Source organism: Kocuria atrinae C3-8 (assembly GCF_000286355.1).
GTDB classification, from domain to species: Bacteria; Actinomycetota; Actinomycetes; order Actinomycetales; family Micrococcaceae; genus Kocuria; species Kocuria atrinae_A.
In genome coordinates this window covers 1-25,278 of record NZ_AJXN01000048.1, presented here as the reverse complement: position 1 = coordinate 25,278, position 25,278 = coordinate 1, and the positions used below count along the sequence as shown (strand labels likewise).

Sequence of the window (25,278 nt, the reverse complement as noted above, 5' to 3'; positions counted from 1 at the left end):
TGACCGGACAGAATAGTCATATGACTGATCAATTTGCCGCAGACAAGGCCGCCCGCGAACTCGCCGGAGAAGAGGGCGGATTCCCCACCCAGGAACAAGCTCCCCCCGGGCTGACCACGGACATGACCCCGTTGCCGGATCACGGCGAAGAAAGCTGGGTCGCCGCGGCCGCCTCGAAGGCATGAAGGCCCTGATCACCGGTGGCGACTCCGGTATCGGCCGCGCCGTGGCCATTGCGTACGCTCGCGAAGGCGCCGATGTGGCCATCAACTACCTGACTGAGGAAGAGTCTGACGCTCAGGACACCACGCAGTGGATCGAGAAGGCCGGTCGCAAGGCCGTCCTGTTGCCTGCGGACCTGCGCGACGAGCAGGCCGCTCGTGGTGTCGTCGACGACGCCGCCGCCCAGCTGGGTGGGCTGGACATCGTGGTCAACAACGCCGGATTCCAGTGGGCCCGCCGCGACGGCGGCCTGCAGGGGCTGAAGACCGAGGAAATGGACCGGGTGTTCAAGACCAACCTGTACGCCCTGTTCTGGGTTTCACAGCAGGCACTGAAGTACCTGGGCGATGGCTCCAGCATCATCAACGTGAGCTCCATCCAGGCCTACGACCCGTCCGAGAACCTGATCGATTACGCCTCGACCAAGGCGGCGATCAACAACTTCACGGTCAACCTGGCCAACGAGATCGGTGAAAAGGGCATCCGCGTCAACGCCGTGGCACCGGGTCCCATCTGGACCCCGTTGCAGCCGGCGACCAAGGCCGGCGAGTCCATGCCGGCATTCGGCGGAGACACCGCTCTGGGCCGTGCCGGACAGCCCTCCGAGTTGGCCGGTGCATTCGTGTTCCTGGCCAGCCCGGCCGAGGCCTCTTATGTGTCAGGCACCGTCATCGGTGTCACCGGAGGCAAGCCGGTCTTCTAAACTGACCGGACACGTTCTCAGCTCTCCGACCAAGGACTGACCTGATGATCAAGAAGCCGGTGGTATCACTTCTCGTGGCCGCGCTCGTTCTGAGCGGTTGCGGCCCACTCGCAGGAGGGGAGCCATCGGCTTCTTCATCTCCCACCGGGGCTACTGATGACACGGGGTACCGTCCGCTGGGTGACGCGAGCGCCGTCGTCAGCGATCTGGAGGCCCCGTGGTCCGTGACGTTCCTCGACGATGCGCCGCTGGTGAGCGAACGCGACAGCGGCCGGATTCTGGAAATCCTTCCGGACGGTGGCACCCGTACCGTGGGGGAGCAGTCCGATGTGCGGGCCGGGGGAGAAGGCGGACTCTTGGGTCTCGCTGTGTCCCCCGAGGGTGACCTGTTTTCCTACGCCACCACGGACAACGGCAACCGAGTGACCCGGTGGACGGTCACGGGCGAACGCGGCTCGCTGTCCCTGGGGGAGAGCCACATTATTCTGGACGAGCTGCCCTCGGCGGGCGTGCACAACGGTGGGCGCATCAAGTTCGGACCGGACGGCATGCTGTACGTTGCGGTCGGGGACGCGGGCGAACGAAACGAGGCCCAGGATCTGGAGTCGATGGGCGGCAAGATCCTGCGCGTGATGCCGGATGGCAGCGTTCCGGAGGACAACCCTCACGAAGGTTCGCCTGTGTACAGCCTGGGCCACCGTAACGTGCAGGGCATCGACTGGGCGGAAGACGGAACCATGTTCGCCACCGAGTTCGGCGCGAACACATGGGACGAGTTGAACGTGATCGAACCCGGTGCCAACTACGGGTGGCCAGAGGTAGAAGGCATCGCGGCGCGGGACGAATTTGTCGACCCCGTGCAACAGTGGGAGACCGGCGAGGCCAGCCCGAGTGGCATGTCACGGGTGGGGGACACGCTCTATATCGCGAACCTGCGCGGACGGGTGCTGCGCGCCGTGCCCGTTAACTCTCCGGACACCTCGACCGAGTACTTTCAGGACGCGTACGGCCGACTGCGCGATGCCGTGCCCGGACCGAACGGAACTTTGTGGTTCCTGACCAACAACACGGACGGGCGCGGTCAGCCCCAGGACGGTGATGATCGACTCGTAGAAGTGGAACTCCCCGAACCATGACCAATACCGGCGCCTGCAACGACGACTTGGACTGGGCGACGCGGTCGCCATCGGGGTGGGATCCATGATCGGCGCCGGAGTGTTCGCGGCCTTCGCCCCGGCCGCAGCTGCAGCGGGTTCGGGCCTGCTCATCGGCCTGGCCATCGCGGCCGTGGTCGCGTACTGCAACGCGACCTCCTCCGCGCAGCTTGCCGCTCAGTATCCGACCTCCGGGGGCACCTACGTGTACGGGCGCGAGCAACTCGGCCCGTGGTCCGGCTTCATGGCCGGCTGGTGTTTCGTGATCGGCAAGACCGCCAGCTGCGCGGCCATGGCCCTCACGTTTGCCGCCTACGCCGCACCGGCCGGGTGGGAGCGTCCCGTGGCTGCGCTCGCGGTGGCCGCGCTCGTGGCGGTGAACTATTTCGGCGTGACACGCACCGCGGGCCTCACCAAGATCATCGTCTCGATCGTCCTCGTGGTCCTGGCCCTCGTGGTGGTTGCGGGGCTGGTCTCCGGCCAGGCGGATGCCGCTCGTTTGACCGGCGACGGCGCTGCCTCTGGTTTCTACGGCATCCTCCAGTCCGCAGGCCTGTTGTTCTTCGCGTTCGCCGGTTACGCGCGCATCGCGACCATGGGCGAGGAAGTCCGCGATCCGTCCCGCACCATTCCCCGCGCCATCCTCATCGCGTTATTCGGTGCGCTCGCGGTCTACGCGGTGATTGCCGTGGTCTCTCTCTCGACCCTGGGTGCCTCGCACCTTGCTTCTTCGACCACGCCGCTCGCGGACATCGCGGCGGCCGGTGGCTGGGAGTGGACGAGCGTCGTCGTCCGGATTGGTGCGGCGGCCGCGGCCCTGGGCGCGTTACTCGCGTTGATCGCCGGAATTGGGCGGACGAGCCTGGCCATGGCCCGCAACCGTGACCTGCCGGCGTGGCTCTCTGCGGTGCATCCCGTGCACAGCGTTCCGTACCGTGCGGAGTTGGTTCTGGGTGTCGTGGTGGTTGTGCTGGTGCTGACCTTGGACCTGCGCGGGGCGATCGGGTTCTCGTCCTTCGGCGTGCTGCTGTACTACTTCGTGGCGAATGTCTCCGCGTACACGCAGGGGCGTGAAGCGCGGATGTATCCCACGATCGTGCAGATCATCGGCGCGCTGTTGTGCCTGGTCTTGGTGGCCACCCTGCCGATTGAGTCGATCATGGGCGGGATCGTTCTGGTGGCTGCGGGGGTCTTGTACCGAATGGTGTTGGTGCGCCATCGTGGAGCGGAACATGACGGGTCGTAATCACCCGTCCGAGGGGGATTCCGTGAATGACGAACACCTGGATTCTTTGGCTTGTCCGCCCACCGTCCGAGCGTGGGTCAGCGCGGATCGGCGACTGGACCTGATCACTATGCGCGAGCAACTCGCTGCGGACGTGGAGCTGATTTCACCGTTGACGGACGGTTTCACGTTCATGGGGCCGCGGGATGTCATGAGTGTCTTCGAGAGTGTTTTCGAACTTCTGGAGGACATCGAGATCGCCGCACTCACGGGTGCCGGCGACAACTGGGTGCTCCACGGGACGAATACCCTGCACGGGAACAACCTGGAGGAGATCCAGTGGCTCGAGCTCGATGAGTACGGACTCATCCGGAAGATCACCCTGTTCATCCGTCCCATGCCCGCCGCGGTGACGTTGTTGTCCATGATCGGTGGACCGCTCGCGGAACGGGGTGCCCTGCGGAAGTCGGCCGGAGCGGCGTCGAAAGCTGCTGTGCCGCTCGCGTTCCTGCTCCGTGCCACGGAGAGGTACGTCATGCCCAGGCTGGGTCGAAAAAGATAGCCCCGTTTGCTATTTTGTGGATTGGAGCCCGGCATCTGGCTCGCGGACGAGGGAGCAGTACCCGCACCACGACAAGACTGACTCAGAAAGACGCATGTCATGGCGTGGATCATTCTTGTTCTGTCCGGAATGCTCGAAGCGGTCTGGGCGGCCGCTCTGGGGGCATCGGACGGCTTCAAACGTAAAATTCCCACCCTTATTTTTGCCGTCAGCATGACGGTCAGCATGGCTGGCCTGGCCTGGGCGATGACGTCTCTGCCGACCGGTACGGCCTACGCAGTGTGGGTTGGCATTGGCGCAACGCTCACCGTGATCTGGGGCTTTGTGAAGGGCTATGAAAGTCCGACCACCGCACGGGTGCTTCTGCTCGTGCTGTTGGTCAGCTCCGTGATCGGCCTGAAGGTGGTGAGCTGACATGCCGTGGATCATTCTTCTGATCAGCGCTGTGTTCGAGGCGGTCTGGGCCACCGCACTTGGCGAATCCAACGGCCTGAGTGAGCTCACACCCAGCATCGTGTTCTTCGCGGGACTCGTGGTGAGCATGGCGGGACTCGGCTGGGCCGCGAAACACATTCCTATTGGTACTGCCTACGCGGTGTGGACCGGCGTGGGTGCTGCGCTAACCGTGATCTATGCGATGGCCACCGGTAGCGAGAGCGTCTCGCTCGGGAAGATCATCTTCATCTCGGGCATCATCGCGGCGGTGGTCGGTCTCAAGCTGGTGCCGAGCAAACCGGGTAGGGCAGCGACCCCGGCACAGGATACGAGCTCGTCGAGCACTCACTGACCTACAGGACGAACCCGGTGCCATGCAGACGACGCGTGGCACCGGGTTCCTCGCTAACCTCGTCCGGGCCTTATTCGCGTTCATGGACAGCACAGGCAAGGATGCGGCGGGAATACCAGCCCGCGGACGGAAGCCACGGTTTCGATCCGGCCGAAGCGCCTGCCCCTCATACTCGGTAGCACTGCCAGAGCGCAGTGAATCGGGCCGTACGTCATGGCGTCGATGGCGTCCTGGAAATGTTCGAGGGTGACGGCATCGAACGTGCCCGGCTGGATGATCCCGGCCACGGTAGCTCGCACATCGATGTTGGCTAGTCGAGAACTTTCGCTGGGGGTGTTGCAAAGGCGGCTGATGATCAGTTAACTGATCGTCATGCGTGCACTTACTTGGCAAGGCCTCGGTGACGTCCGAGTCGAATCCGTTCCCGACCCCGTCATCCAGCATCCCAAGGATGCGATCGTCCGGGTCACTTCCACCGCTATCTGTGGTTCGGACCTGCATCTCTACGGAGTGCTGGGTCCGTATCTCTCGCCCGGCGATGTGCTCGGTCACGAGTTCATGGGCATCGTGGAAGAAGTCGGGGAGCAGGTCACGAACCTCAAACCGGGGGACCGCGTAGTGGTTCCCTTCACGATTGGGTGCGGCGAATGCTGGATGTGCGACCGTGGGCTTTACGCACAGTGCGAGACCACGCAGGTGAAGTCCAAGAACAAGGGCGCCATGCTGTTCGGCTTCTCGTCCCTCTACGGCTCCGTACCCGGTGGCCAGGCCGAAATGGTGCGTGTTCCCCACGCAGACTTCGGGCCGGTCAAGCTTCCCGAGACGTACTCCGATGAGCGGTTCCTCTACCTCAGTGACATCCTGCCCACCGCGTGGCAGGGCGTGAAGTGGGCCAATGTGGGCTCCGGTGACACCTTGGCCGTCATCGGTCTGGGACCGGTGGGACAGATGGCCATTCGTTCCGCCAAGCAGATGGGCGTGGAACGCATCATCGGTGTGGATCTAGTGGACGAACGCCTGGAACTGGCCCAGTCATGGGGTGTTGAAACGGTGGATCGGCGCACCGTTAAGGACGTTGCCGCGACGCTGCAGGAGATGACGGACGGAAGGGGACCGGACGGCGTCGTCGATGCCGTGGGCATGGAAGCGCACGGTAACCCGATCTCCGAAAAAATCATCGCCGGGGCCGCTCGGTTGCCCAAGCCACTCGGGCGTGCGGCAATCGAGAATGTCGGAATCGACCGGCTCGAAGTTCTGCACACCGCGATCAATGCGGTGCGACGCGGCGGCACCGTGTCGTTGTCGGGCGTGTACGGGGGCATGGCCGATCCGATGCCACTGATGACCATGTTCGACAAGGGCATCACCATGCGCATGGGTCAATGCCACGTGAAGCAGTGGACCGATGACCTGCTCGCTATTGCCTCCGAACCGGACGACACCCTGGGCCTGGATCACTTCGCAACGCACAGGGTGAACCTGGAGGATGCGGCCGAGGCCTACAAGATGTTCCAGGAGAAGCTCGACGGGTGCATCAAGGTGGTGCTCAAGCCGTAACCGGGATCAGTTCTCCTGTGCGGTCGGTGCGGGCTGAATGTTGAACATCCAGTCCGTGCCGAAACGGTCCACCACCATGCCGAACGCCCCACCCCAGGGTGCGTCGACCAAGGGCTGAGTGACGGTGCCATCGGCGGCCAGTCCGTCCCAGAAACTGCGAAGTGCCGCCTCATCGGTGCCGGTAAGCGCCAGCGACACGTTGGATTCGGAGTCTGCAGGCTCAGCATCCTCAAAACCGTCCGACGCCATCAGGGTGAGGTGGTCCGTGTCGAGCTGCGCGTGCATGATCTTGTCTGCATCCGGACCGACCAGGTCAGGCTGCATCTCACCCATTGTGGTCATCGCGAGCTGCCCGCCGAAGACACCGTGGTAGAACTCCATGGCCTCCTTGGCTTTGCCGTGGAAACGGAGGTACGGGTTGAGCTTGAAAGACATGGGAACTCCTGACTGCTGGAGGTAGCTGTGGGGATCGGCGATGCTCGCGGCCTCCACCGCCATGTGTGCCCTGAGTCTAACCGGCACAATTTCAGCCGCGCAGAATGCATTTCAGAATCAGCAGGGTCCGTAGAACTGGATGTTCCTCAACTGGATGAATTGCACGCCGTAGTAGGACCCGCGCTGTCCATAAGTCACCGTGGTGGGGAACTTCGTGAAAGAGAAAATGTCGGTGACTTTCGTGGTTGCAGACACCTGGTTGTTACCGGTCACGTAAAAAGTCGTGCCGCTCGTCGCGTTCAAGCCGGTGTTCGTGCCCCCGGTCCGCGTGGCGGAACTGGAGAATGTTACCTGGTCCCAGTACTGCCGCCAGTTCGCGGGTGTGACACCGGTGGCTTGAGAGCTGATATCGACCACGGTCATTGAACCTCCGCCAATACTCTCACTGGGAATGGCCTGTCCAGTCCGTTGGTCGGTGATGGTGAAGTTGACGGTTTGGGAGGAACTCGTCCTCGTGGCCGAGCAAGTGTTTGCTCCCGTTGCGTACTGTGCCAGCATGAGGCCGTTTTGCTGGAAACTGGAGTTGATCGTGCTGTAGGAACCGCAACTTGACGACGCACCTCGAGCGAACATGTCGTTGGTCATGTTGACGGGCGTGCCTGTGGTGCCATTCATGGTGCTTGAAGCCGTAAAGGTGAGAACACGGCCTGTCCTCTGATTTCTAGCTACATAAGTTTGCGTGCCCGACGTCGTGTTCACGGAGGACATGTCAACTGTGTACAAACAATCGGGCGGAGACGCCGCGAACGCCGGGGCCGCACTCGCGGCAATGATAGTGGGCGTGGCCCATGCGACACCCTTGGCAATCGATCTGCGTGAGATCTGCGGTTCAGCCTGCGTGTTCATGCTCTCCCTCATGTAAGTGCTTTAGGGGACAAATGCCCCCAACTACATATTCAACACGCTAGAAGCGGGATTTGGCCACTCCCAAGACGCCAGTGACCACATGGCCTGGGTGGCCGCATTTATAACGTTCGAGTGAGCGCGAGCGACGTCGACTCAGGCGACGACCAGACAGGCAACCACGAAGATCATTTGGACCAGGACTCGCAAGGACAGCTTCATGCTGGATAGACCCGTGTCGTTCTGAGCGGCCCGAATGTTGGCCGGGAACATCGCCACGAAGAGCAGAGCCAGGCAGATGGCCGCGACAGTTCGAGTCACGGGAACATGGAGTCCGATGGCGCCAAGTATCTCCAGGACGCCGGTAAACGTTACCCACACTCTCGGGCGCCCAGCGCCCACGGAACCATCTCGATCAGAGCGTTCCGGCGAGGCTGAAAAAAGTGCGCGCTCGCGGTGAAAAGCAGCATGACGGATAACCCGACAGCCAGGGCGTTACGCCATGCGAAGAGGTATTCCACGTCGAAGAGAATGCCGAACTGACGCGCGCCAATAGTTGTGAGGACGAGCACGATTAATGGGAACAACGGACTTGTTCCTTTCTCGGCTGGACGCACGAGTGCGAGTCTCGAGGCGCCGTCGTCAGCTGGATAGCAGACCTGCCATACGGAGCAGAGCGGGGAGAAACACCAGGATGCTCCCGAGCATCAGGGCGCGCCGAGAATGCCCAGCACGACCGCCAAAGTCCTCAGGCTGGTTCGTCGTTTGTAGGAGACGGCGAGAATCCCGAATCCGGTGCCTGCCGCACTGAATGCGAGCACATAGCCCACTGAGCCGAGAGTGAGCTTGGACGGGTCTCCCGTTATTCCAACCAGCATGGTGATGATCTGAACGAGGCTGCCCACAACGTAAATACCGATCGTGGCGAAGGCCGCCCAGAGCGTCATGCCGACAAGTGTGGCCGTGCGGGCTGAACGAGGCTGCCGTATGGCGAGTAGCGCAACGGCGATGCCCAGAACTTTGACGGCCACGACGTACCAGTTCACAACGGACAGGGCGGCGGCGTCGGCTGCATGGGGGCCTTGGGCGAAGTAGTCACTGGATTCGAACCAAATGTTGATGGCTGCGAACGCTGCGCACCAGAGGGCGATGAGAATACCAATGACTTTGATGAACGGCGTTGCGGGTGGTGCCAATGGCTTGAGAGCGGCTATCGAGACAGGTCCCATAACGGGTCCTTCCGAAGGGCAGTAATGAGTGAGCGTAAGAGCCGCTTACTGGAATGAATAATCTAGAGCATAGATTCTAGATGTTTAGTTCGTCAAGGGGTACGCTTGCGCCATGGCTTTGGCAAAATTCACTACTGACGGCATTTTGGACGCCGCTGCGGAGGAAGTTCGCAATCACGGGTCAGCAGTGCGAATCGCCAGCATCGCCGCCAGAGTGGGCGCACCGACCGGGTCGATCTATCACCGCTTCGGTTCCCGAGAAGAGTTATTGGTCCATTTGTGGCTCCGAAGTGTGCGCCGCTTTCACGAGGTATATCTGGCGGCCGGGCGCACCGAGGACCCGGAGAAGGCCCTCCTGGGAATGGCTGAGAGCGTGGTGACTTTCACTCGCGATCATCCGCAGGATGCGGCATCGATGGCGCTGTTCCGACAAAAACGGTTGGTTGAGAACACCCCGGACTCTTGCAGGGAGGCGGTTGCTCACATCAACGACGAGATCCATGAACGATTGAGCGAACTCGCTCAGCTTCGATACGGACGAGTCACGGAAAAACGCAGGCAACTCGTCAGGATCGCCGCCGCAGACGGGCCGTATGGTTTCGTGCGTCCTTATCTGTGGGACTCTGTTCCCGAATGGCTACCCGCCGTGGTCGTTGCCAGTTCTACCGCGGTATTGGCACTCGGGGACTGAGCCTAATGGTCGCCGTGATCGTCCTTTTGGCAACCATCTTCAATACGGTGGTGATCACGGTCATCGCCCGGAGATTGCTGGGAGTTGCGGTGGGATGGCCTCGAACCCTGTTCCTCTCAGCGATAGCCACCCTCGCGGCTTTCTCACCTTTGGGGCAAATCCTGGAATGGATCGGCATCCAAACCGTGGAGAACGGCGTGACCCACCCGCTCGCCGCGACCATGGTGGCCTTACTCTACGGGGCCTGGGTGTTGGTGTTCCTGATCAGCATCCTGGCAGTTGCCGAGGCGGTGTTCCCGACCGGGTCGGTAGCAGGGCCCGTTGAATTGATCCGGGGGTTGCCCAGTTGGTTACGTCGTGTCCGGCGGTATCTGAGCATCCTCAGCATTGCGGCTCGCCACGGCTTGATCCGTTTCCTTTCACGCTCTGCTCCGGCCGTGGCGGGAGGCTCGAGGACCCGGCGTGACACCGCCACCTCACTGAGGGAGGCACTGACCGAGGGTGGCGTGACCTTCGTCAAGCTCGGTCAGTCGTTGGCGTCCAGACCGGACCTGCTGCCTCGGCGGTATGTCGAAGAACTTTCGCGCTTGCACAGCCAAGTCCCCGCAGAACCATGGCCGGCGGTTCACCGCACTCTCCGCGAGGAGTTAGGCAGAGAACCGGGCGAGGTATTCGCAGACGTCGATCCGCTGCCCCTGGCGGCGGCCTCCGTGGGACAAGTGCACACCGCAACTCTTGTGAGCGGGGAACCGGTGGTCGTCAAGATTCAACGGACGGGAGCCCATGGCCTGGTTCGCAGTGACCTGGACATCATCAACCATCTGGCCGCACTGACTGAGCGCCGCGCCGCGTGGGCACGCAGGTTGGGAACAAAAGACCTGGCCGCTGGTTTCCACCGCTCCCTCGACGAAGAACTTGACTACCGAGTCGAACTCCACAATCTGACGACGCTGCGCGGGAGTGACATGGTGGTCATTCCCAGGGCTTTTCCGGACCAGTCAACCCATCGCGTCCTGACCATGGAACAACTCCATGGCGTTCCCCTCACGAGTGCGGCACAGGAGATCGCCGACCTGAGCCCCGAAATCAGAGTCGAGTTGGCGGAGTCGCTCGTCGACGTGGTGATGCAACAGATTTTCGTGGATGGCATCTTTCACGCGGACCTCCATGGCGGCAACGTCCTGCTCTTGACAGATGGGCGTCTCGGGCTCCTCGATTTCGGGTCTGTGGGCCGCATGGACCGAGGACTGCTCTGGTGTCGCTACTGCTGGCCATCAACCGGCAGGACGGCACCGCGGCGGCAAAACGGCTCACAGCGCTGCTGGAAGCACCCGAAGACATGAACATGGCATTGTTGAAACGCCAGATGGCCGACCTGGTCATGAGAGTTGGGGGTATCCCCGTTGATGAATTGCTGGGGCAACTTTTCACCATCGCTCTCGACCATCGACTGCGTGTCCCACCGCCGCTTGCCGCGGCGTTTCGTGCGATCAGTTCGTTGGAAGGCACTCTGCGGCTCCTCAGCCCCTCTATCGATGTGGTCGGCTTGGTACGTGATCGTGCTGGAATTGTGGTGCGCGCTGGATTCAATCGGGAGAATCTGGTCGAACAAGCACACGAGCAACTCGTCACCGTGGCCAGCTTGGCGCAAGGGTTGCCCGAACACGTACGGTCCATCATTGATCGTGTCGATCGACCGAACCTCGGGGTGCGGATGAGCCTGGTTTCGGACACGCACGGCGAGCGGTTTCTCAGTGGGCTGGTCCAGCAACTCGTGCTGGCCGTACTCACGGCGACATTCGCGGCCTGTGGCACGGCTCTGGTGCTCAGCGACATGGGGCCATTGTTAGCACCGCGGCTACAACTCGTGACCTATGCGGGTCTCGTCCTGCTCCTCTTCGCTTTCACGCTCGGCAGCAGACTCATCGCATTGGCATTCCGCGGTCGCTACGAAACGGCAGAGGCACTGATCCATGACCGCTAACACACCGGGCGTCCGTGGTTCAGGGGAGCCGTGATCTCCCAAGAACTCGAGCGTGAGGGCTAGGGTTGGACCATGACGACACTAAGTTTGGTTACTTCCGCTCCTCGCAAGGGCGTTGACCTCGCTATCCGCGGGTACCAGCGGTATCTGTCTCCGCGTAAGGGATTCAGCTGCGCCTACCTCGTGGCTCGAGGCCAAGACTCCTGCTCAGGGGTGATCCGAAACATCATTGCCGAGCGCGGGGTGATGCGCGGTGTCGTCCCGACCATGATCCAGTTCGCCGCGTGCTATCAAGCCGCCATGATGCTCGGGAGGGAGCGCCCCCGAGTAAACGGCGTCTGCTGCTGCGGAGGCATCCCCATTCCGATCCGGTTCTAAATACGTAGCGTCGTAGACAACAATCCGGCCGCGGTCCTGGCCTATGGGCGTATTGGGTTCAAGGCCACTGGTCAGCGTGATCCCGTCCGCGACAATCAATACGAGATCCGGATGGCCAAGTCGCTGTGAAGAAGAGATGGTCGAAAAATCTTCTGAGGTGGATGTCGAAAACCGTATTGGCCGTTCGACATAGGTGTGCACAGCATCTCACCAACAATCAACAGGAGTGATCACGATGCCGCGATTCATGGGATTTGTCAGGATGGAAGAGAACATTGGAACACCTCCGCAGGCGTTGTTCGACGCAATGGATGAACACATCGGCGAACGGGTGGCCAACGGCGTGTTTCTCGACGGGGGCGGGCTGTACGGCACGGAGGATGCGGTGAACTTCGTCGTGCGGAACGGCGAGATCAGCCGGGTCGACGGGCCGTACGCGGAAGTCAAAGAGGTTGTCGGTGGTTGGTCCATCCTGCAATACGACTCGCTTGAGGAAGCAGTGGCCGATCAGGAGAAGTTCGCTGAGCTGCACGCGAAGTACTGGCCGGAGGTCACCGTCATCACTACCATGCGCCAGATCTCCACAGGCCCGGAGGAATCCGGCGACTGACTCGCCCTCATTACACTGGCCTCATGGCGGAGAAAGCCGTCCCCGACGATCCCATTGAGGCCGTCCACGCCGCGTGGCGGGCTGATTCGGCCCGCCTCGTCGGCGCTCTCACCAGGATGACCCGCGACGTGGAGCTTGCAGCCGACTTCGTCCAGGACGCCTTGGTGGCTGCACTGGAACAGTGGCCTGCAACGGGTGTCCCGGACAACCCCACAGCCTGGTTGATGACCACGGCAAAGCGGCGAGGCATCGATCACTTCAGGCGAGCAGAGACACTCAACCGCAAGGTCAGCGAGCTCAAACACGCCCCGCCTGGGGAGGACGATATGACCGACCTTGAAAGTGCCATGGACTTTATCGAGGACGATGTCCTGAGGCTGATGTTCTTGTGCTGCCATCCCCAACTCAGCCCCGCTTCTAGGGCGGCATTGACACTGCGCTTGGCCGGCGGCCTCACGACAAGCGAAATCGCCCGGGGCTTCCTGACCACGGAAACTGCCATGGGCCAGCGCATCTCTCGTGCGAAGAAGTCACTGTCCAACGCCGGCGCAGACTTCGAGTTGCCAACAGGTGAGGCACACGCACAACGACTTGATGACGTCATGGCCGTGATCTACCTGGTCTTCAATGAGGGATATTCGGCAACTGCCGGTGAGGACTGGGTGCGGCCTGCACTGGCCACGGAAGCCTGAGGCTGGCGCGCTTATTGAGCTCGGTTACTCGTGACGAGCCCGAAGTCCTCGGACTGCAAGCGCTCCTCGAGCTTCAGGCCTCCCGGTTCGCGGCCCGTCTCGACGACCACGGGGAGCCCGTGCTCCTGGAATCTCAGGATCGAACACGGTTGGACCAGTCGATGATCCAGCGAGGTTTAGTAGCTCTGCAGCAGGCCGAACACCTTGCGGCCACGGGACAACCCGTGGGGCAGTATTTCCTCCAGGCTGCGATCGCAGCGCAGCACGCCAGGTCGGAACACGCCGAGAAGACGAACTGGCGCCGAATCGCCCTGCTGTACGACCTCTTGGCCGGCGCCGCTCCGGGGCCGGTCATCGAGGTCAACCGGGCCGTCGCGTATGGACGGGCGTTCGGTCCGGAGGCTGGCATGGCCGTGCTCGACGCACTTGATTCTGCAGCGCTCCGTGATTCGCCACTCGTCCCGAGCGTGCGCGCAGATCTCTTCGAACGGTCTGGGCAGCACAGGATGGCCAGTGAGACCTTCGCGGAGGCAGCAAAGTTGTCCAGGAATGCGAGCGAACGAGCCATCCTGCGCCGTCGGGCGGCAGAGAATCTGGCGCAGTCCCGGCATTCCCACTAACACCGTCGATGATGTAGCGCGGGCTGAGGATGTGGAACGTGCCCGGCAAGTGCCCACACGCTCGCCACCTCGAGTAGAGAGCCGCACCGGACAACGAGAACGAGGTCCGAACTCATCGTCATGACACTATCCTGACGAAAGTTCGGACCTCGTTATACGGGGTGAACGACGGGGGTTGAACCCGCGACCTCCTGGACCACAACCAGGCGCTCTGCCAACTGAGCTACGCCCACCATGTAACCCGTCACGAGGTGTAACACCTGCGCGGGCAACGACGACCACTATAGCGCAAAGTTTGCGTTAACTCCGCATCGGGCACGCGACGCGTAGGGGAGTGGTCAGGAGTTTCCGGAACGCGTCCGGGAAGCATTGATCAACGCCGCAACTTTACGAGCGTCGTCGGAACTGGGACCGGGTTCCGCAGCGAACAGGATCTGCCGGTAGTAACGCAGCTCGTCAATGGAATCTTCGATGTCACCCAGGCGCGGTGGTTCCCGGTCTTCTCCGGTGCCTGGAAATAGGCTCGCGGGTACCAGCGGCGTGCAAGTTCTTTGATGGTGGAGACATCGATCACGCGGTAGTGCAGGTGATCCACCAGATTGGGCATGTCGCGCGTGAGGAAGGTCTTGTCGGTGCCCACGGAATTACCGCCCAGGGGAGCCTTGCGCGGCTCGGGGACCCATTCCTTGATGTACTCGAGAACTCGGCCTCGGCCTCTTCCATCCCCATGCCCTGGGGCAACTCGGGCAGCAGCCCGGACTTCACGTGCATGTCGCGCACAAAGTCGTTCATCTGTTCCAGCGCGGCATCGGTCGGCTTGATGACCACGTCCACGCCGTTGCCCAGGACGTTCAGTTCATCGTCCGTCACGAGCGCGGCCACCTCGATCAAGGCGTCGTCGGTCAGGGACAGGCCCGTCATCTCGCAGTCGATCCACACGATTCTCTGATTAGAAATAGACACGTCCTCTAACTTACCGCGCCGGAGCCCCCGGCGCGTGCGCCCCGCGCATCGCGATAGGATTCAGGCCGACGCCGTTCCGGGGCCTTTCGCGGGTCTGCCCGCGCGGCGGCGTCGGTAGGGTGAGACACAATACTGAGCGACGGGCAATCTGGAGGCAATGCGGTGGAGAGCAACCCCGAGGCTGCTGACCGTCCCGAACCTGGCCCGCACCCGGGCACGGTTCTGGCCACACGCCAGGGTTCCTCCTATACCTCTCAGTCCCCACTGCGGACCGTAATTATGGGAACCATAGGGTCCGTCATGGTCTTGGCCGGTTCCCTGGGCGTGGGGTGGCTCGCAAGCATTTCCCCGCTTCGACAGAATCCACTGATCATCTGGATGCGCTACGAAACCGGCGGGGTGGTCCTCTCCATCCTGCTGTTGGCCATCGGCAGCATGATCATGGTGCGCGAATGGCTGCGCCTAGGACAGAAACTCAATAAATGGGGAGACGGCACCGGTAAGTGGGTCCTCACGGCCATCACAGCGTGGTCGGTGCCACTGTTGTTCGCGGTTCCGCTGTTCAGCCGCGACGTGTATTCGTACATTGGTCAGGGCCGCGTCATGCAGAGCGGGCTCAACCCGTACGAAAACGGCGTGTCGACCATCGAGAACTTCTTCCAACTGGGCGCGGACCAACTCTGGGCCGAATCACCACCGCCTACGGGCCGTGTTCCTGTGGCTCGAACAACTCGTCGTGATGGTCACGAACGCGAGTCCGGACGCCTCGGTCCTGCTGTTTCGGGCCATGTGCGTAGTTTCGGTGATCGCCTGCATGTGGGTGATTCCTCGGCTGGCGCGGCTGCACGGCGTGAATCCAGCTCGTGCCTGTGGCTGTCAGTGGCAATCCACTGTTTCTCACCAACTTCATCGCGGCCGTACACAACGACGCCATCATGGTGGCCCTCGCCCTGTTCGGCATCTACGCGGCAGCCATCCAACGCAACTGGAAGGGCGGGCTGATCGGCGCCACGCTGGTCACACTGTCGATCGGCATCAAGCCCATCACACTCGTGTTCTTGCCCTTCATCGGTCTGCTCTGGGCCGGGCGCAGGGCGTCATGGCCGCGCCGCTTCTACATCTGGGCCCTCACTCTTGCCTACTCCATGGCGTTGTTAGGCCTCATGGGTCTGATCAACGGGTTCGGCTTCGGTTGGGTGGCAGCCATGTCCACGCCGGGCACGGTGTTCATTTGGTACGCGCCCATTGGACTCATCGGGTTCCTTGCGATGATCGTCGGTGATGCACTGACCTCCAACGGGCGGGTCTGGATGGACGTTGTGCACACGATCGGCACGGTGCTGTCCGCGTTGGTTGTGCTGGTTCTGATGTTCGTGGGACGGGACGCCAAGATCTTCCGCCGCCTCGCGTGGGCCTTCGCCGCGCTCGTACTGCTGGCCCCCATGATCCAAGCCTGGTACGTGGTCTGGCTGATCCCGCTGTTCGCCATCACCGGCATCCGCAGCGACTGGCAGCTGGACACGCTCTTCTTCCTCACAGCGTTCTTCACCATCTACGCCGTGGCCGATCAGCTGGATGTGTTCCCCTACCTCGACCTGAGCCTGATCTCCGCCCGCGTCATCTCCGCCATCGTGGCGCTCACCTTCGGCGTGTACCTCTGGTTCTTCGACCCAGCGACCAAGCGCCTGTTCCGGTCCCGGTACCGAGCGGACATGCACACCTCGATCATCTAGCCGTTTCGGCACGGGGCACGATGCACGGAGCGACACACGACGACGTCGCGGCGTCACCACCCACGCGCGTGCCTGGCCGCGCTTTCGGCCGGCCGAGCGGCGTCGTCGAACCGGGTCATGAGTCCTGGCCGGAACCGAAAAGGCCCCGACCAACGTGAGTTGGTCGGGGCCGAATTCGTTCAGCGCTGGATCAGCGGATCACACGCCGTAGTAGAGCTCGAACTCGAGCGGGTGCGGCACCAGCGAGAGCGGCTTGAGCTCGTTCTCACGCTTGTACTCGATCCAGGTCTCGATGAGGTCCTCGGTGAACACGTCACCAGCGAGCAAGAACTCGTGATCCTCCTCGAGCGCCACCAGGGCCTCTTCAAGAGTGGCCGGGGCCTTCTTGATGTCCTTGGCCTCCTCCGGGGGAAGCTCGTAGAGGTCCTTGTCGATCGGATCCGCGGGCTCGATGCGGTTACGGATTCCGTCCAGGCCGGCCATCAACTGTGCAGCGAAGGCCAGGTACGGGTTGCAGGAGGGGTCCGGTGCGCGGAACTCCAGGCGCTTGGCCTTGGGGTTGGTGCCCGTGATGGGGATACGGATACCGGCGGAGCGGTTGCCCTGCGAGTACACCATGTTGACCGGTGCCTCGTAGCCCTTGACCAGGCGGCGGTAGGAGTTGACGGTGGGGTTGGTGAAGGCCAGCACTGCGGAGGAGTGCTCCAACAGACCGCCGATGTACCAACGTGCCACGTCGGAAAGGCCTGCGTAGCCCTTCTCGTCGTAGAACAGGGGCTCGCCACCCTTCCACAGGGACTGGTGGCAGTGCATGCCGGAACCGTTGTCGTTGAAGACCGGCTTGGGCATGAACGTTACGGTCTTGCCGAACATGTCCGCGGTGTTCTTGATGATGTACTTGAACTTCAGCAGGTCATCAGCGGCGGCAGTCAGGGTGGAGAAACGGTAGTTGATTTCTGCCTGGCCGGCGGCGCACCTCGTGGTGGGAACGCTCCACGAACAAACCGACCTCGTCCAGAGCAACGCACATGGCGTCGCGCAGGTCAGCCTGCTTGTCCACGGGGGAGACCGGGAAGTAGCCACCCTTGGTGTGGGTCTTGTTGGCCAGGTTGCCGCCCTCTTCCTTGCGGCCGGAATTCCAGGGAGCCTCTTCCGAATCGATCTTGTAGAAGGTGCTCTCCGGGGAGACCTGGAAGCGAGCGTCGTCGAACACGAAGAACTCGGCCTCGGAGGCGAAGTTCGCGGTGTCAGCGATGCCCGTGGAGTTCAGGTAGGCCTCGGCACGCTCTGCCACGCCGCGGGGATCGCGGTGGTAGGGCTCGCCGGTGCGGGGGTTCACGATGGAGCAGGTGACCACCAGGGTCTTCTCCACGCGGTAGGGATCCACGAAAGCGGACGTGGGATCCGGAATCAGCTGCATGTCCGATTCAGCAATTCCCTGGAAGCCTCGGATGGAGGAACCGTCGAACAACTGTCCGTCGGTGAAGAAATCGTTGTCCACCGACTTGGCGGGCAGGTTGAAGTGCTGCTGCACACCCGGCATATCGGTGAATCGGAGGTCGACGAAAACGACTTCCTCATCCTTGATGTAGGCGAGGACTTCCTCGGCTGACTGGAACATGGACCTGTTCTCCTTCTGTATGGGCGTCCCGATCAGCGACAGTGTCACCCTGGGGTGATCACCGCGCTCGGTTCTGATGTCCATCCTAAGAACCTGGCATTGCCCGTCCGTGACACCAATGTTTCGACCATGTAACACGTTCAGAGGCACACGAACACACGGCCGACCTGGAATCCCGGACAACACCGACCGGTCGGTACCTACTCAGTCTACTGGGAATGTCTGAGCGAACCCGTGAAGCAGATAGCTGAGAGCATGATTTCACGGCAGGATCTGGGTTCTTGGCTCGAAGGTGGCCCCTCGCGCACCAATGAATATCCGGGGGAGCGGCTGGGCAGGCCCATTGACGGCCCGGCCTCCGTAGCGCGCTTCGTGCCGCGGTTCTTCGCGCTCTGCCTCGATTGGTTATTGGCCATGGTGATCGCCAACCTGTTCCTGGCCCAGTGGAATCAGAACGGGCTCATGAACCTCGCGGTGCTGTTCGCCCTCAACGTGCTCATGGTCGGGGCCTTCGGCCGCACCGTGGGGCACTGGCTCCTGGGGCTACAGGCACAAACGATGAATGGCCGCCCCGCCGGTTTCGGCAAAGCGGCCATTCGGTCGTTGTTGCTGTGTTTGGTGATCCCTCCGGTCATCTACGACCAGGATCAGCGCGGACTCCACGATCGGGCCGTGGGCACCATTCTGGTGAAGGTTCGATGACCCCCACCAGCTGAGGGATCATCGCCCGCGCATGGCCTTGCGGTCCGGGCGGGCCTTCATGGGGTCGATGCCCTTGGGGATCGGCAAGCGGTTCTGCAGCGTGTTCAGACGCTTGTAGACCACGTGCACTTCCTGCTTGGTCAGGGTCTTGTCGAGCTTCTTCAGGTGCTTGGCGAGCTTGCTCAGCGGAACCTGGTTCTCACCGTTGCCGGACTTCACCACGTGAATCGGCACGTTCTGGATCACGGGGCCAATGCGGCGCCGTTCCTTCTTGACCAGCTTGTCCACGCGGTTCACGGGCCCCTCGGTCACGAACACCACGCCGGGGCGACCCACCACGCGGAACAACAGATCCTTGGACTTGGGGTCCATGGCGGCCGGTTCTTCCTCAATGATCCACCCGCGCTTGAGGGTGGACAGTGCGGCGCCGGCGGCACCGGGCTGGCCGTCAATTCGCGAGAACGCGGCACGTTCGGCTCGCCTCGACAGCAGGATCACCGCGGCCAGGATGCCGAACGGAATACCGATCAACAGCCACGTGAGCCAGTTGTTGAGCAGCACACCGATGAGCAGGAACACCAGCAGCACACCAAGACCCAGCAGGATCATCCAGAGCAGGATGTTGGGTTCCCGCTCCTTGGTCATCTGGAAGACTTGCTTCATCTGGGCGAAAATGCCCGGACCCTTCGCCGCTTTGCGCTTGCGCTTCTCCTCGCGCTTACGTTCGCGCTCTGCAGCACGGGCTGTGGATGAGGTGCTAGGTGACACTTTTGTTCCTCGCGATTGCTGGTAGGGGATTGCGGCCATTCTAACCGCTGGCGGGTGCCCTTGACGCGTTCTCGGGCAGCGCCGGACACAGGACGACGACGCCGCCCGGCCGGCGCGTCGTCGTACCGGAAGAGCGCGGTCAGCTCAGGCGGGCGACCAAGGAGGAAGCCTCCTGGCTGGCCGAACCGGAGTCGTCGATGTGGGACAGGTGCTCGGGGATCTCGCGGCCCATCTTCTTCATGGCTCGAGCCCAGAGCTTGCCTGCGCGGTAGGAAGAACGCACCATGGGACCGGCCATCACACCCAGGAATCCGATCTCCTCTGCCTGCTGGGAGAAGTCCACGAACTGCTGCGGGGTCACCCAGCGCTCGATGGGGTGGAAGGTGGGGCCCGGACGCAGGTACTGGGTGAGGGTGATGATGTCGCAACCGGCGTCGTGCAGATCGCACAGGGCCTCGTAGACTTCCTCATCCGTCTCGCCCATACCCAGGATCAGGTTGGACTTCACGATCATCCCGTTCTCCTTGCCTGCGTGAGGACATCCAGGGAACGCTCGTAGGAGAACGCGGGACGGATCTGCTTGAAGATGCGCGGCACCGTTTCCAGGTTGTGCGCGAAGACCTCGGGCTGAGCGTCGATGACCTGCTGGACCGCGTGCGGCTGACCCTTGAAGTCAGGAATCAGAATCTCGACACCGGTGGAGGGGTTGAGCTCGTGGATCTGCCGAATGGTCTCTGCGTTGAGCCACGCGCCGCCATCCAGAAGGTCGTCGCGGGCCACCGAGGTGACGGTCGCGTAGCGCAGGTTCAAGTCGCGGACGGATTCGGCAACCTTGCGCGGCTCGGATGCGTCGAGCATGCCGGGCTTGCCGGTGGCGATATCGCAGAAGTCGCAACGACGGGTGCAGGTGTCGCCGCCGATCAGGAACGTGGCCTCGCGGTCTTCCCAGCATTCGTAGATGTTGGGACAACCGGCTTCTTCGCACACCGTGTGCAGCCCGCGGCCGCGCGCCATGGACTTCAGTTCCTGGAACTGCGGGCCCATCTTGGCGGTGTTCTTGAGCCAGTTGGGCTTCTTCTCGATCGGAACAGACGCGTTGCGCTGTTCAACGCGCAGCAGCTTGCGGCCTTCGGGCGCGATGGTCATTCGTACTCCTCGCTTGTGGCGCTCGGTTGTGCCTGACGCGGTGGTGCAGGCAAGTCACTGTTCTCCAGCTTAGGAGACCAGAGAGTCCAGGGTCAGGGGTGTTGCGGGTGAGTCGGGCTCGAACGGGACACACAGGTCCAGTTCGCGTGCTGCCAGCTCCTGCTCCATGCGTTCAACAACATCAGCGGGGTTGATCTGATTCCCCGTTTCCCGGCTGATGGAGGTCACGCCGGCATCGGTGATGCCGCACGGTATGAACGTGCCGAAGGGCTGCAGATCGTTGGAACAGTTCAGGGCGAACCCGTGCATGGTCACGCGTTTGGAGACCTGGAGGCCGATGGCGGAGATCTTGCGGTCCGGTCCACGGTCATCGGCCGGCACCCACGCCCCGGATCTGCCCTCCACAGTGGTGGCTTGGACTCCGAAATCTTTGACCACGGCAATGATGATTTCTTCCAGCACGCGGACCACCTTGACCACGTCCAGGGGAACGGGAAGGCGCATGATGGGGTAGCCCACGAGCATTCCGGGGCCGTGATAGGTGAGTTTCCCACCGCGTCCGATGGGCACTACTTCGGTGCCGTCCTGGGGGTATTCATGCTTCTCAGTGCGGCGACCGGCCGTAAAGACGGGGTTGTGCTCGAGCAACATCACGGTGTTGCCGCGTTCACCGGCCACGATCTGATCGTGGACCTCTTGCTGCAGTTGCAGGCAGGAACGGTAGTCCACAAAGTTCGGGTCGAACCCCATGCGTTCGAAGTGCAAAGCCATTGGGCCAGCCTATCGCTTGCCCGAGCCTGTGGATAACGTGAGCGGGCCCGGGTGGTTTCGGTGCACAGTGGGTTCATGAGCGCACCAGAGAAGCGAACCCGAGCTCAGGAACGACTCCTGGCCGCCCAGCGACCGCGCGGAGAACGACAACGGCCCTCGGAGCCTATGTCGAATGATCCTGGGGAGCCCGGCCTGAACCCCGGCCCGGCGGGTGAATCGGTGTATGACGAAAAGTTGCATGATCAATCGACGCACGCCCTATCACTAGCTCAAGCGGAGGGCCTGGAACTCGCAGAACAACTGGGATCTGGCCGAGGAACGCGGACCTGGCTCGCCAAAGAAGAGCAGAGCCGCGAGAAATTCACGGTCACATTCGCCACGGGGCCCACTGCCGAGGAACGTCGGCCCCAACAGCAGGCCATGGCTCGGGTGGCTGAGCAATGGGCCGGTGTGACCCATCCGCACTTGGTGCCGGTGCGAGGCACGATTCAGACCGTGGACGGCGCGGAGGGCATGGACGGTGTCGATGTCGTGGAGGCCATGGAGGGCGTAGCCGCCGTGGAAGGTATGGACGGTGTTGACGTTCTGGAGGGTGGAGCCGGCGTAGAAGCACTCGTGTGCGATCACGTGGAGGGGATCTCCCTGTCCCGAAGGATCGCGCAGGACGGTCGGGTACCACCCGCTGAACTCTCGCCCGTTCTCACGGCGGTGGCCAACGCACTGGCGACATTGCATGATCACGGGTGGGTGCACGGCACGCTGAGCCCGAACAGCATCCTGCTCGGTCAGGATCAGACCGTGTGGCTCGACGGGTACGGGCTACCCGTGACGCGTGAGCCGGACGCCACGGCCAAGGAGCAGCCAACAGCGCAGGCTGTGGTGTCCTGGGGACACGATGACCGGCCCGAGATGTTGGATCGTAGTGTTGCGCGAACCCCGGCGGATGACGTCAAGGCTTTGGCCACCCTCGCGTGGGTGCGCTCACGGGTAGGGCTCCGGGATCAGATTCCCATCGGGTACCGCTGACTCTGGTGTGTCCGGCAGCCCCACGGGGACTGGTGCTCATGTTGGAGTCCGCGTTGAGCGACGAGCCTGAGACTCGCCCCAGCGCCCATGAGTTCGCGACCGGTATCGCCGCCATTCCTACCGCCAAGACCGCGCCGAAAGTGGCTCGACTGCAGACTCCGCACATCATCCGCGCGGACGGTACCGAGGTGAAACTGGGTCGGACGTGGCGCCCCACAACGCGCCGCGGGTCAAGCGCTGTGGCAGCATCCGTCGCCGATGATCGCTCGTGGCGGCGCCCGCTGGTTCTGGCGCTCGCGGCAACCGCCCTGGTCGGCTGTGCGTGGTTCGGAGTTGCAGAACTCACCGGGGGAGAACCGACCCCGGTTGCGGCAGATCAAGAGCTATCAGAAGCTGCCGGTTCAGAAACTGAGGGGACAGGCTCTGAAGGGACGGGGTCCGAAAAGAGGGGCGCCGATTCATCGATGACCGAGGATCCGGTGTCCGGGACGCCCGGGGAGAAAGAGGGAACCACGCCGAGCACACGGGACGAGGCGGCGTCGTCGGCGGCTGCTGGATCTGACGCGCAGAACCAGAAGGCTGCCGAACTGGCCGCGCGCCAGCTCGTCGCGTCCCGGGCCCAAGCGTTGGCCGCGGGGGACGGTGAGGCACTGGCTGCGGTGTACGTTCCTGGGTCGCAGTTGGCGGAAAGTGACCAGTCGACCATCGCGCACGCGGCAAGCCAGAAAGGTGGTGCCAGCGACTACACAGCCCTGTCCGGTTTGAGCATGGAAGTGGACCGCATCGAACCGGCCAGCGCGGCCGAACCGGAATCGGCTCCCGATAACGAGATCCCTGATGAAGACGCGCACACGTTCTACGCCGAAATCATCACACGAGGTTGGCACGGAGAGATTCCCGAGGGGTCCCACGTGAACCGAGAGGACACCACGGTTCGGCAAACCGTTCACCTCACGGTGGCGGAAACCGATTCCGGCTGGCGCATCGTGGACGTCACCCCGGTGAAACGCAACGACTGAGGGGTGCCCCACTCCGTTTGAGTCATGCTCCATTCATGACAGGAGCCCCGCGGCGCACGTGGCGCGGCGGGCTCCGGAGTGAATGTCTCAGGGCTGAAGGATCACCAGAAGACGGCGATGGCGGCGTTGATCAATGCCATGCCACCAACGGCGTGCGCCAGGCCGGTCGAGACCGGCTCGCCGCGCTTGGTCTTGCGCATACCGATGAAAGCAGCCACGGCGACAACCAGCAGAATGACCAGCTTGATGCCGATCTTCATGTGGTTGACCTCGAAACCGTCCTGCATCTCGCGCAGGGCCACCATCGCCAAGCCGGTCAGGAGCATGACGACTGCCGCCCAGAACTGACCCACGGAAACGGTGGGGCGCTTCATCGTGAAAACCCAGGTACCGATGATCACTGCGAGGCCGACAAAGTGCAAAAACAACATGAGGCTGAAGAGGAAGTCCATGCTTCGACCCTATCGGAGTCGCGACGAACAAAACCGCCGGGATGTGCTCTGAGTGATCCAGAACACATCCCGGCGGTGATAAATCAACCGAACGGTTGACCGCTACGCGTCAGCGATTGCCGATCAGAGACCGACCTCGGACTCGAAGTGGCCCTCTTCCAGACGCTTCTTCATGGTGGAGAGGAAACGACCGGCATCCGCGCCGTCGACCAGGCGGTGATCGTAGGTCAGCGACAGGTAGCACATGTGACGGATGGCAATGGTGTCGTTGCCGTCCGCGTCAGTGACCACCATGGGGCGCTTGACGATCGTGCCCGTACCCAGAATCGCCACCTGAGGCTGGTTGATGATCGGGGTATCGAACAGAGCGCCGAAGGAACCGATGTTGGTGATGGTGAACGTGCCACCGGTCAGCTGATCGGGGGAGATGGAGCCGTCCTTGGCGGCGGCACCCAACTCTGCGATCTGCTTGGACAAACCGCCCAGGTTCAGGTCACCGGCGTTCTTGATCACCGGGACCAGCAGGCCGCGCGGGGTGTCAACGGCGATCGCGATGTCCTCGGAGCCGTTGTACACGATCTCCTTCTCGGCCTCCTTGAACGTGGCGTTGAGAACCGGGTGAGCCTGCAGCGCCTCGGCAACGGCCTTGGCGAAGAAGGCAGGAAGGTTAGCTTGGCACCTTCACGCTTCTGGAACTGGTCCTTGGCCTTGTTGCGCAGCTGAGCGACACGGGTCATGTCGACCTCGGTGACCTGGGTCAGCTGAGCGGACACGTCCAACGACTCGCGCATGCGCTTGGCAATGGTCATGCGGATACGAGGAGCCTTCTCGGTGGTACCGCGCTTGGCATCCACTGCCGGAGCTGCGGACTTCTTCTCGGTACCGCCGGCCACGGCCGGAGCCATGTCCACGGACTGATCTTTGGACTCGGAAGCCTTCGAGGATTCCTCGGCAGCAGCCAGCACGTCCTGCTTGCGGATGCGGCCACCCACACCGGTGCCGGACAGGGTCGAGAGATCCACGCCCTTCTCGCGAGCGAGCTTGCGCACCAGCGGAGTCACGTAACCGGCAGCCTCGGAGGGGCCGGAGGTGGACTTGGGCTTCTCGGAAGAGGAGTCGTCCTGCTTGGGAGCGGGCTTGGACTCTTCCTTCTTCGGCTCTTCCTTGGGCTCTTCCTTCTGGGCCGGAGCCTTGTCCTCGGCAGCCTCTTCGGTGTTCTCACCGGAGTCAGCCTCGGTCGCGGCGTCCTCTACCTGCTCGTCGGTTGCGCCTTCGGACGAGGAGTCGTCCGAGTCGTCGGATCCGGAGTCGTCGGAGGAGGCATC

Annotated in this window: 23 protein-coding genes, 1 tRNA gene, 8 pseudogenes and 1 riboswitch; of the genes and pseudogenes, 19 read left to right on the top strand and 13 right to left on the bottom strand. The window is 62.5% G+C overall.

Features of this window, described 5'->3' with window-relative positions; translation table 11 throughout:
• Positions 1-20 precede the first annotated feature (20 nt).
• From YO9_RS0106050 to YO9_RS0106025, 6 genes and pseudogenes are all read left to right on the top strand, one after another.
• Positions 21-925 (top strand): annotated as a pseudogene (locus YO9_RS0106050) (SDR family oxidoreductase).
• A 44-nt stretch (positions 926-969) separates the two neighbouring features.
• The gene (locus YO9_RS0106045; RefSeq protein WP_016996671.1) at positions 970-2,061 is read left to right on the top strand and encodes a PQQ-dependent sugar dehydrogenase; all 1,092 of its coding nucleotides are present in this window, start codon (positions 970-972) and stop codon (positions 2,059-2,061) included.
• 13 nt (positions 2,062-2,074) lie between these two features.
• Positions 2,075-3,325 (top strand): APC family permease, encoded by a 1,251-nt coding sequence (locus YO9_RS0106040; protein WP_031272766.1) that lies wholly within the window; start codon positions 2,075-2,077, stop codon positions 3,323-3,325.
• Positions 3,312-3,866, top strand: a complete 555-nt coding sequence (locus YO9_RS0106035; protein ID WP_016996669.1) for a nuclear transport factor 2-like protein — start codon at positions 3,312-3,314, stop codon at positions 3,864-3,866. Before YO9_RS0106040 ends, YO9_RS0106035 begins: the two co-directional genes overlap by 14 nt.
• A 21-nt stretch (positions 3,867-3,887) precedes the next feature.
• A riboswitch (guanidine-III (ykkC-III) riboswitch) is annotated at positions 3,888-3,953 on the top strand.
• Positions 3,954-3,965: 12 nt separating this feature from the next.
• Positions 3,966-4,280: a DMT family transporter gene (locus YO9_RS0106030; RefSeq protein ID WP_016996668.1), complete on the top strand. Its 315-nt coding sequence runs from the start codon at positions 3,966-3,968 to the stop codon at positions 4,278-4,280.
• Between the two features lies 1 nt (position 4,281).
• Complete coding sequence (locus tag YO9_RS0106025; RefSeq protein WP_016996667.1) at positions 4,282-4,653, top strand: DMT family transporter; 372 nt, start codon at positions 4,282-4,284, stop codon at positions 4,651-4,653.
• Positions 4,654-4,733: 80 nt separating this feature from the next.
• Here YO9_RS0106025 and YO9_RS21420 read toward each other — a convergent pair whose 3' ends face one another.
• Positions 4,734-4,958, bottom strand: a complete 225-nt coding sequence (locus YO9_RS21420; RefSeq protein WP_223286194.1) for an SDR family NAD(P)-dependent oxidoreductase — start codon at positions 4,956-4,958, stop codon at positions 4,734-4,736.
• Positions 4,959-5,025: 67 nt separating this feature from the next.
• Between YO9_RS21420 and YO9_RS0106015 the strand changes: the two genes are divergently transcribed.
• Positions 5,026-6,210 carry a zinc-dependent alcohol dehydrogenase gene (locus YO9_RS0106015; RefSeq protein WP_016996665.1) on the top strand — a complete coding sequence of 395 codons (1,185 nt, stop codon included), beginning with the start codon at positions 5,026-5,028 and terminating at the stop codon, positions 6,208-6,210.
• Positions 6,211-6,216: 6 nt separating this feature from the next.
• Here the strand turns inward: YO9_RS0106015 and YO9_RS0106010 are convergent, their stop codons facing one another.
• From YO9_RS0106010 to YO9_RS0105990, 4 genes are all read right to left on the bottom strand, one after another.
• Entirely contained in the window at positions 6,217-6,645 is a 429-nt protein-coding gene (locus tag YO9_RS0106010) for a VOC family protein (RefSeq protein WP_031272764.1), read from the bottom strand.
• 117 nt (positions 6,646-6,762) lie between these two features.
• Entirely contained in the window at positions 6,763-7,320 is a 558-nt protein-coding gene (locus tag YO9_RS0106005) for a hypothetical protein (RefSeq protein ID WP_016996663.1), read from the bottom strand.
• 384 nt (positions 7,321-7,704) lie between these two features.
• Positions 7,705-7,950, bottom strand: coding sequence for a DoxX family protein (locus tag YO9_RS17200; RefSeq protein WP_223286188.1), 246 nt, complete (start codon positions 7,948-7,950; stop codon positions 7,705-7,707).
• A gap of 305 nt (positions 7,951-8,255) precedes the next feature.
• Entirely contained in the window at positions 8,256-8,777 is a 522-nt protein-coding gene (locus YO9_RS0105990) for a hypothetical protein (protein ID WP_016996661.1), read from the bottom strand.
• A 112-nt stretch (positions 8,778-8,889) separates the two neighbouring features.
• On the opposite strand from YO9_RS0105990, the gene YO9_RS0105985 reads away from it, so the two are divergent.
• The 6 genes and pseudogenes from YO9_RS0105985 (at position 8,890) to YO9_RS21415 (ending at position 13,752) form a co-directional block, all read left to right on the top strand.
• Positions 8,890-9,468: a TetR/AcrR family transcriptional regulator gene (locus YO9_RS0105985; protein WP_031272761.1), complete on the top strand. Its 579-nt coding sequence runs from the start codon at positions 8,890-8,892 to the stop codon at positions 9,466-9,468.
• Between the two features lie 14 nt (positions 9,469-9,482).
• Positions 9,483-10,811 (top strand): ABC1 kinase family protein, encoded by a 1,329-nt coding sequence (locus YO9_RS0105980; RefSeq protein WP_223286187.1) that lies wholly within the window; start codon positions 9,483-9,485, stop codon positions 10,809-10,811.
• On the top strand, positions 10,724-11,452 hold the full coding sequence (locus tag YO9_RS17195) for an AarF/ABC1/UbiB kinase family protein (RefSeq protein WP_223286196.1): 729 nt from the start codon (positions 10,724-10,726) through the stop codon (positions 11,450-11,452). Before YO9_RS0105980 ends, YO9_RS17195 begins: the two co-directional genes overlap by 88 nt.
• Positions 11,453-11,524: 72 nt before the next feature.
• Positions 11,525-11,830 (top strand): membrane protein insertion efficiency factor YidD, encoded by a 306-nt coding sequence (gene yidD, locus YO9_RS0105975; RefSeq protein ID WP_031272760.1) that lies wholly within the window; start codon positions 11,525-11,527, stop codon positions 11,828-11,830.
• Between the two features lie 235 nt (positions 11,831-12,065).
• Positions 12,066-12,440, top strand: coding sequence for a YciI family protein (locus YO9_RS0105970; protein WP_016996658.1), 375 nt, complete (start codon positions 12,066-12,068; stop codon positions 12,438-12,440).
• A gap of 23 nt (positions 12,441-12,463) precedes the next feature.
• A pseudogene (locus YO9_RS21415) lies at positions 12,464-13,752 on the top strand (RNA polymerase sigma factor).
• A 160-nt stretch (positions 13,753-13,912) separates the two neighbouring features.
• On the opposite strand, the gene YO9_RS0105960 reads toward YO9_RS21415, so the two are convergent.
• Positions 13,913-13,985, bottom strand: a tRNA-His gene (locus YO9_RS0105960).
• Between the two features lie 105 nt (positions 13,986-14,090).
• Positions 14,091-14,673 (bottom strand): annotated as a pseudogene (orn, locus tag YO9_RS0105955) (oligoribonuclease).
• A 321-nt stretch (positions 14,674-14,994) separates the two neighbouring features.
• Here orn and mptB point away from each other — a divergent pair.
• The 3 genes and pseudogenes from mptB to YO9_RS20655 all read left to right on the top strand — a co-directional run.
• Positions 14,995-15,375 (top strand): annotated as a pseudogene (gene mptB / locus YO9_RS21855) (polyprenol phosphomannose-dependent alpha 1,6 mannosyltransferase MptB); the annotation flags it as partial.
• 79 nt (positions 15,376-15,454) lie between these two features.
• Positions 15,455-15,526 (top strand): annotated as a pseudogene (locus tag YO9_RS21850) (hypothetical protein); the annotation flags it as partial.
• 124 nt (positions 15,527-15,650) lie between these two features.
• Positions 15,651-16,448 (top strand): hypothetical protein, encoded by a 798-nt coding sequence (locus YO9_RS20655; protein WP_317259763.1) that lies wholly within the window; start codon positions 15,651-15,653, stop codon positions 16,446-16,448.
• A 198-nt stretch (positions 16,449-16,646) separates the two neighbouring features.
• Here YO9_RS20655 and glnA read toward each other — a convergent pair.
• Positions 16,647-18,069: pseudogene (gene glnA, locus YO9_RS0105945) on the bottom strand (type I glutamate--ammonia ligase).
• A gap of 255 nt (positions 18,070-18,324) precedes the next feature.
• Here glnA and YO9_RS0105940 point away from each other — a divergent pair.
• Complete coding sequence (locus tag YO9_RS0105940) at positions 18,325-18,771, top strand: RDD family protein (RefSeq protein ID WP_016996657.1); 447 nt, start codon at positions 18,325-18,327, stop codon at positions 18,769-18,771.
• 18 nt (positions 18,772-18,789) lie between these two features.
• On the opposite strand, the gene YO9_RS0105935 is transcribed toward YO9_RS0105940, so the two are convergent.
• From YO9_RS0105935 to lipB, 3 genes and pseudogenes are all read right to left on the bottom strand, one after another.
• On the bottom strand, positions 18,790-19,539 hold the full coding sequence (locus tag YO9_RS0105935; protein WP_016996656.1) for a DUF4191 domain-containing protein: 750 nt from the start codon (positions 19,537-19,539) through the stop codon (positions 18,790-18,792).
• A gap of 139 nt (positions 19,540-19,678) precedes the next feature.
• Positions 19,679-20,685, bottom strand: a pseudogene (lipA, locus tag YO9_RS0105930) (lipoyl synthase).
• A 69-nt stretch (positions 20,686-20,754) separates the two neighbouring features.
• Entirely contained in the window at positions 20,755-21,456 is a 702-nt protein-coding gene (lipB, locus tag YO9_RS0105925) for a lipoyl(octanoyl) transferase LipB (RefSeq protein ID WP_016996655.1), read from the bottom strand.
• 165 nt (positions 21,457-21,621) lie between these two features.
• Here lipB and YO9_RS0105920 point away from each other — a divergent pair, with 165 nt between their 5' ends.
• Together YO9_RS0105920 and YO9_RS0105915 are read left to right on the top strand one after the other, a co-directional pair.
• Positions 21,622-22,482, top strand: coding sequence for a protein kinase (locus tag YO9_RS0105920; RefSeq protein ID WP_031272759.1), 861 nt, complete (start codon positions 21,622-21,624; stop codon positions 22,480-22,482).
• A 53-nt stretch (positions 22,483-22,535) separates the two neighbouring features.
• A complete protein-coding gene (locus YO9_RS0105915) occupies positions 22,536-23,501 on the top strand; it encodes a hypothetical protein (protein WP_223286184.1) in 966 nt (321 codons plus the stop codon).
• A 101-nt stretch (positions 23,502-23,602) separates the two neighbouring features.
• Here the strand turns inward: YO9_RS0105915 and YO9_RS0105910 are convergent, their stop codons facing one another.
• Entirely contained in the window at positions 23,603-23,953 is a 351-nt protein-coding gene (locus tag YO9_RS0105910; protein ID WP_016996653.1) for a hypothetical protein, read from the bottom strand.
• A 123-nt stretch (positions 23,954-24,076) separates the two neighbouring features.
• A pseudogene (gene sucB / locus YO9_RS0105905) lies at positions 24,077-25,278 on the bottom strand (2-oxoglutarate dehydrogenase, E2 component, dihydrolipoamide succinyltransferase); the annotation flags it as partial.

What these genes read in the sequence shown, in the direction of transcription:
- YO9_RS0105920 (WP_031272759.1), top strand. Translation starts at nt 21,622, where the DNA reads ATGTCGAATGATCCTGGGGAGCCCGGCCTGAACCCCGGCCCGGCGGGT.
- YO9_RS0105990 (WP_016996661.1), bottom strand. Translation starts at nt 8,777, where the DNA reads ATGGGACCTGTCTCGATAGCCGCTCTCAAGCCATTGGCACCACCCGCA.
- YO9_RS0106010 (WP_031272764.1), bottom strand. Translation starts at nt 6,645, where the DNA reads ATGTCTTTCAAGCTCAACCCGTACCTCCGTTTCCACGGCAAAGCCAAG.
- yidD (WP_031272760.1), top strand. Translation starts at nt 11,525, where the DNA reads ATGACGACACTAAGTTTGGTTACTTCCGCTCCTCGCAAGGGCGTTGAC.
- YO9_RS0106005 (WP_016996663.1), bottom strand. Translation starts at nt 7,320, where the DNA reads ATGAATGGCACCACAGGCACGCCCGTCAACATGACCAACGACATGTTC.
- YO9_RS0105940 (WP_016996657.1), top strand. Translation starts at nt 18,325, where the DNA reads ATGATTTCACGGCAGGATCTGGGTTCTTGGCTCGAAGGTGGCCCCTCG.
- YO9_RS0106025 (WP_016996667.1), top strand. Translation starts at nt 4,282, where the DNA reads ATGCCGTGGATCATTCTTCTGATCAGCGCTGTGTTCGAGGCGGTCTGG.
- YO9_RS0106015 (WP_016996665.1), top strand. Translation starts at nt 5,026, where the DNA reads ATGCGTGCACTTACTTGGCAAGGCCTCGGTGACGTCCGAGTCGAATCC.
- YO9_RS0106030 (WP_016996668.1), top strand. Translation starts at nt 3,966, where the DNA reads ATGGCGTGGATCATTCTTGTTCTGTCCGGAATGCTCGAAGCGGTCTGG.
- YO9_RS0106035 (WP_016996669.1), top strand. Translation starts at nt 3,312, where the DNA reads ATGACGGGTCGTAATCACCCGTCCGAGGGGGATTCCGTGAATGACGAA.
- YO9_RS0105910 (WP_016996653.1), bottom strand. Translation starts at nt 23,953, where the DNA reads ATGGACTTCCTCTTCAGCCTCATGTTGTTTTTGCACTTTGTCGGCCTC.
- lipB (WP_016996655.1), bottom strand. Translation starts at nt 21,456, where the DNA reads ATGGCTTTGCACTTCGAACGCATGGGGTTCGACCCGAACTTTGTGGAC.
- YO9_RS0106045 (WP_016996671.1), top strand. Translation starts at nt 970, where the DNA reads ATGATCAAGAAGCCGGTGGTATCACTTCTCGTGGCCGCGCTCGTTCTG.
- YO9_RS20655 (WP_317259763.1), top strand. Translation starts at nt 15,651, where the DNA reads ATGGTGGCCCTCGCCCTGTTCGGCATCTACGCGGCAGCCATCCAACGC.
- YO9_RS0105985 (WP_031272761.1), top strand. Translation starts at nt 8,890, where the DNA reads ATGGCTTTGGCAAAATTCACTACTGACGGCATTTTGGACGCCGCTGCG.
- YO9_RS0105970 (WP_016996658.1), top strand. Translation starts at nt 12,066, where the DNA reads ATGCCGCGATTCATGGGATTTGTCAGGATGGAAGAGAACATTGGAACA.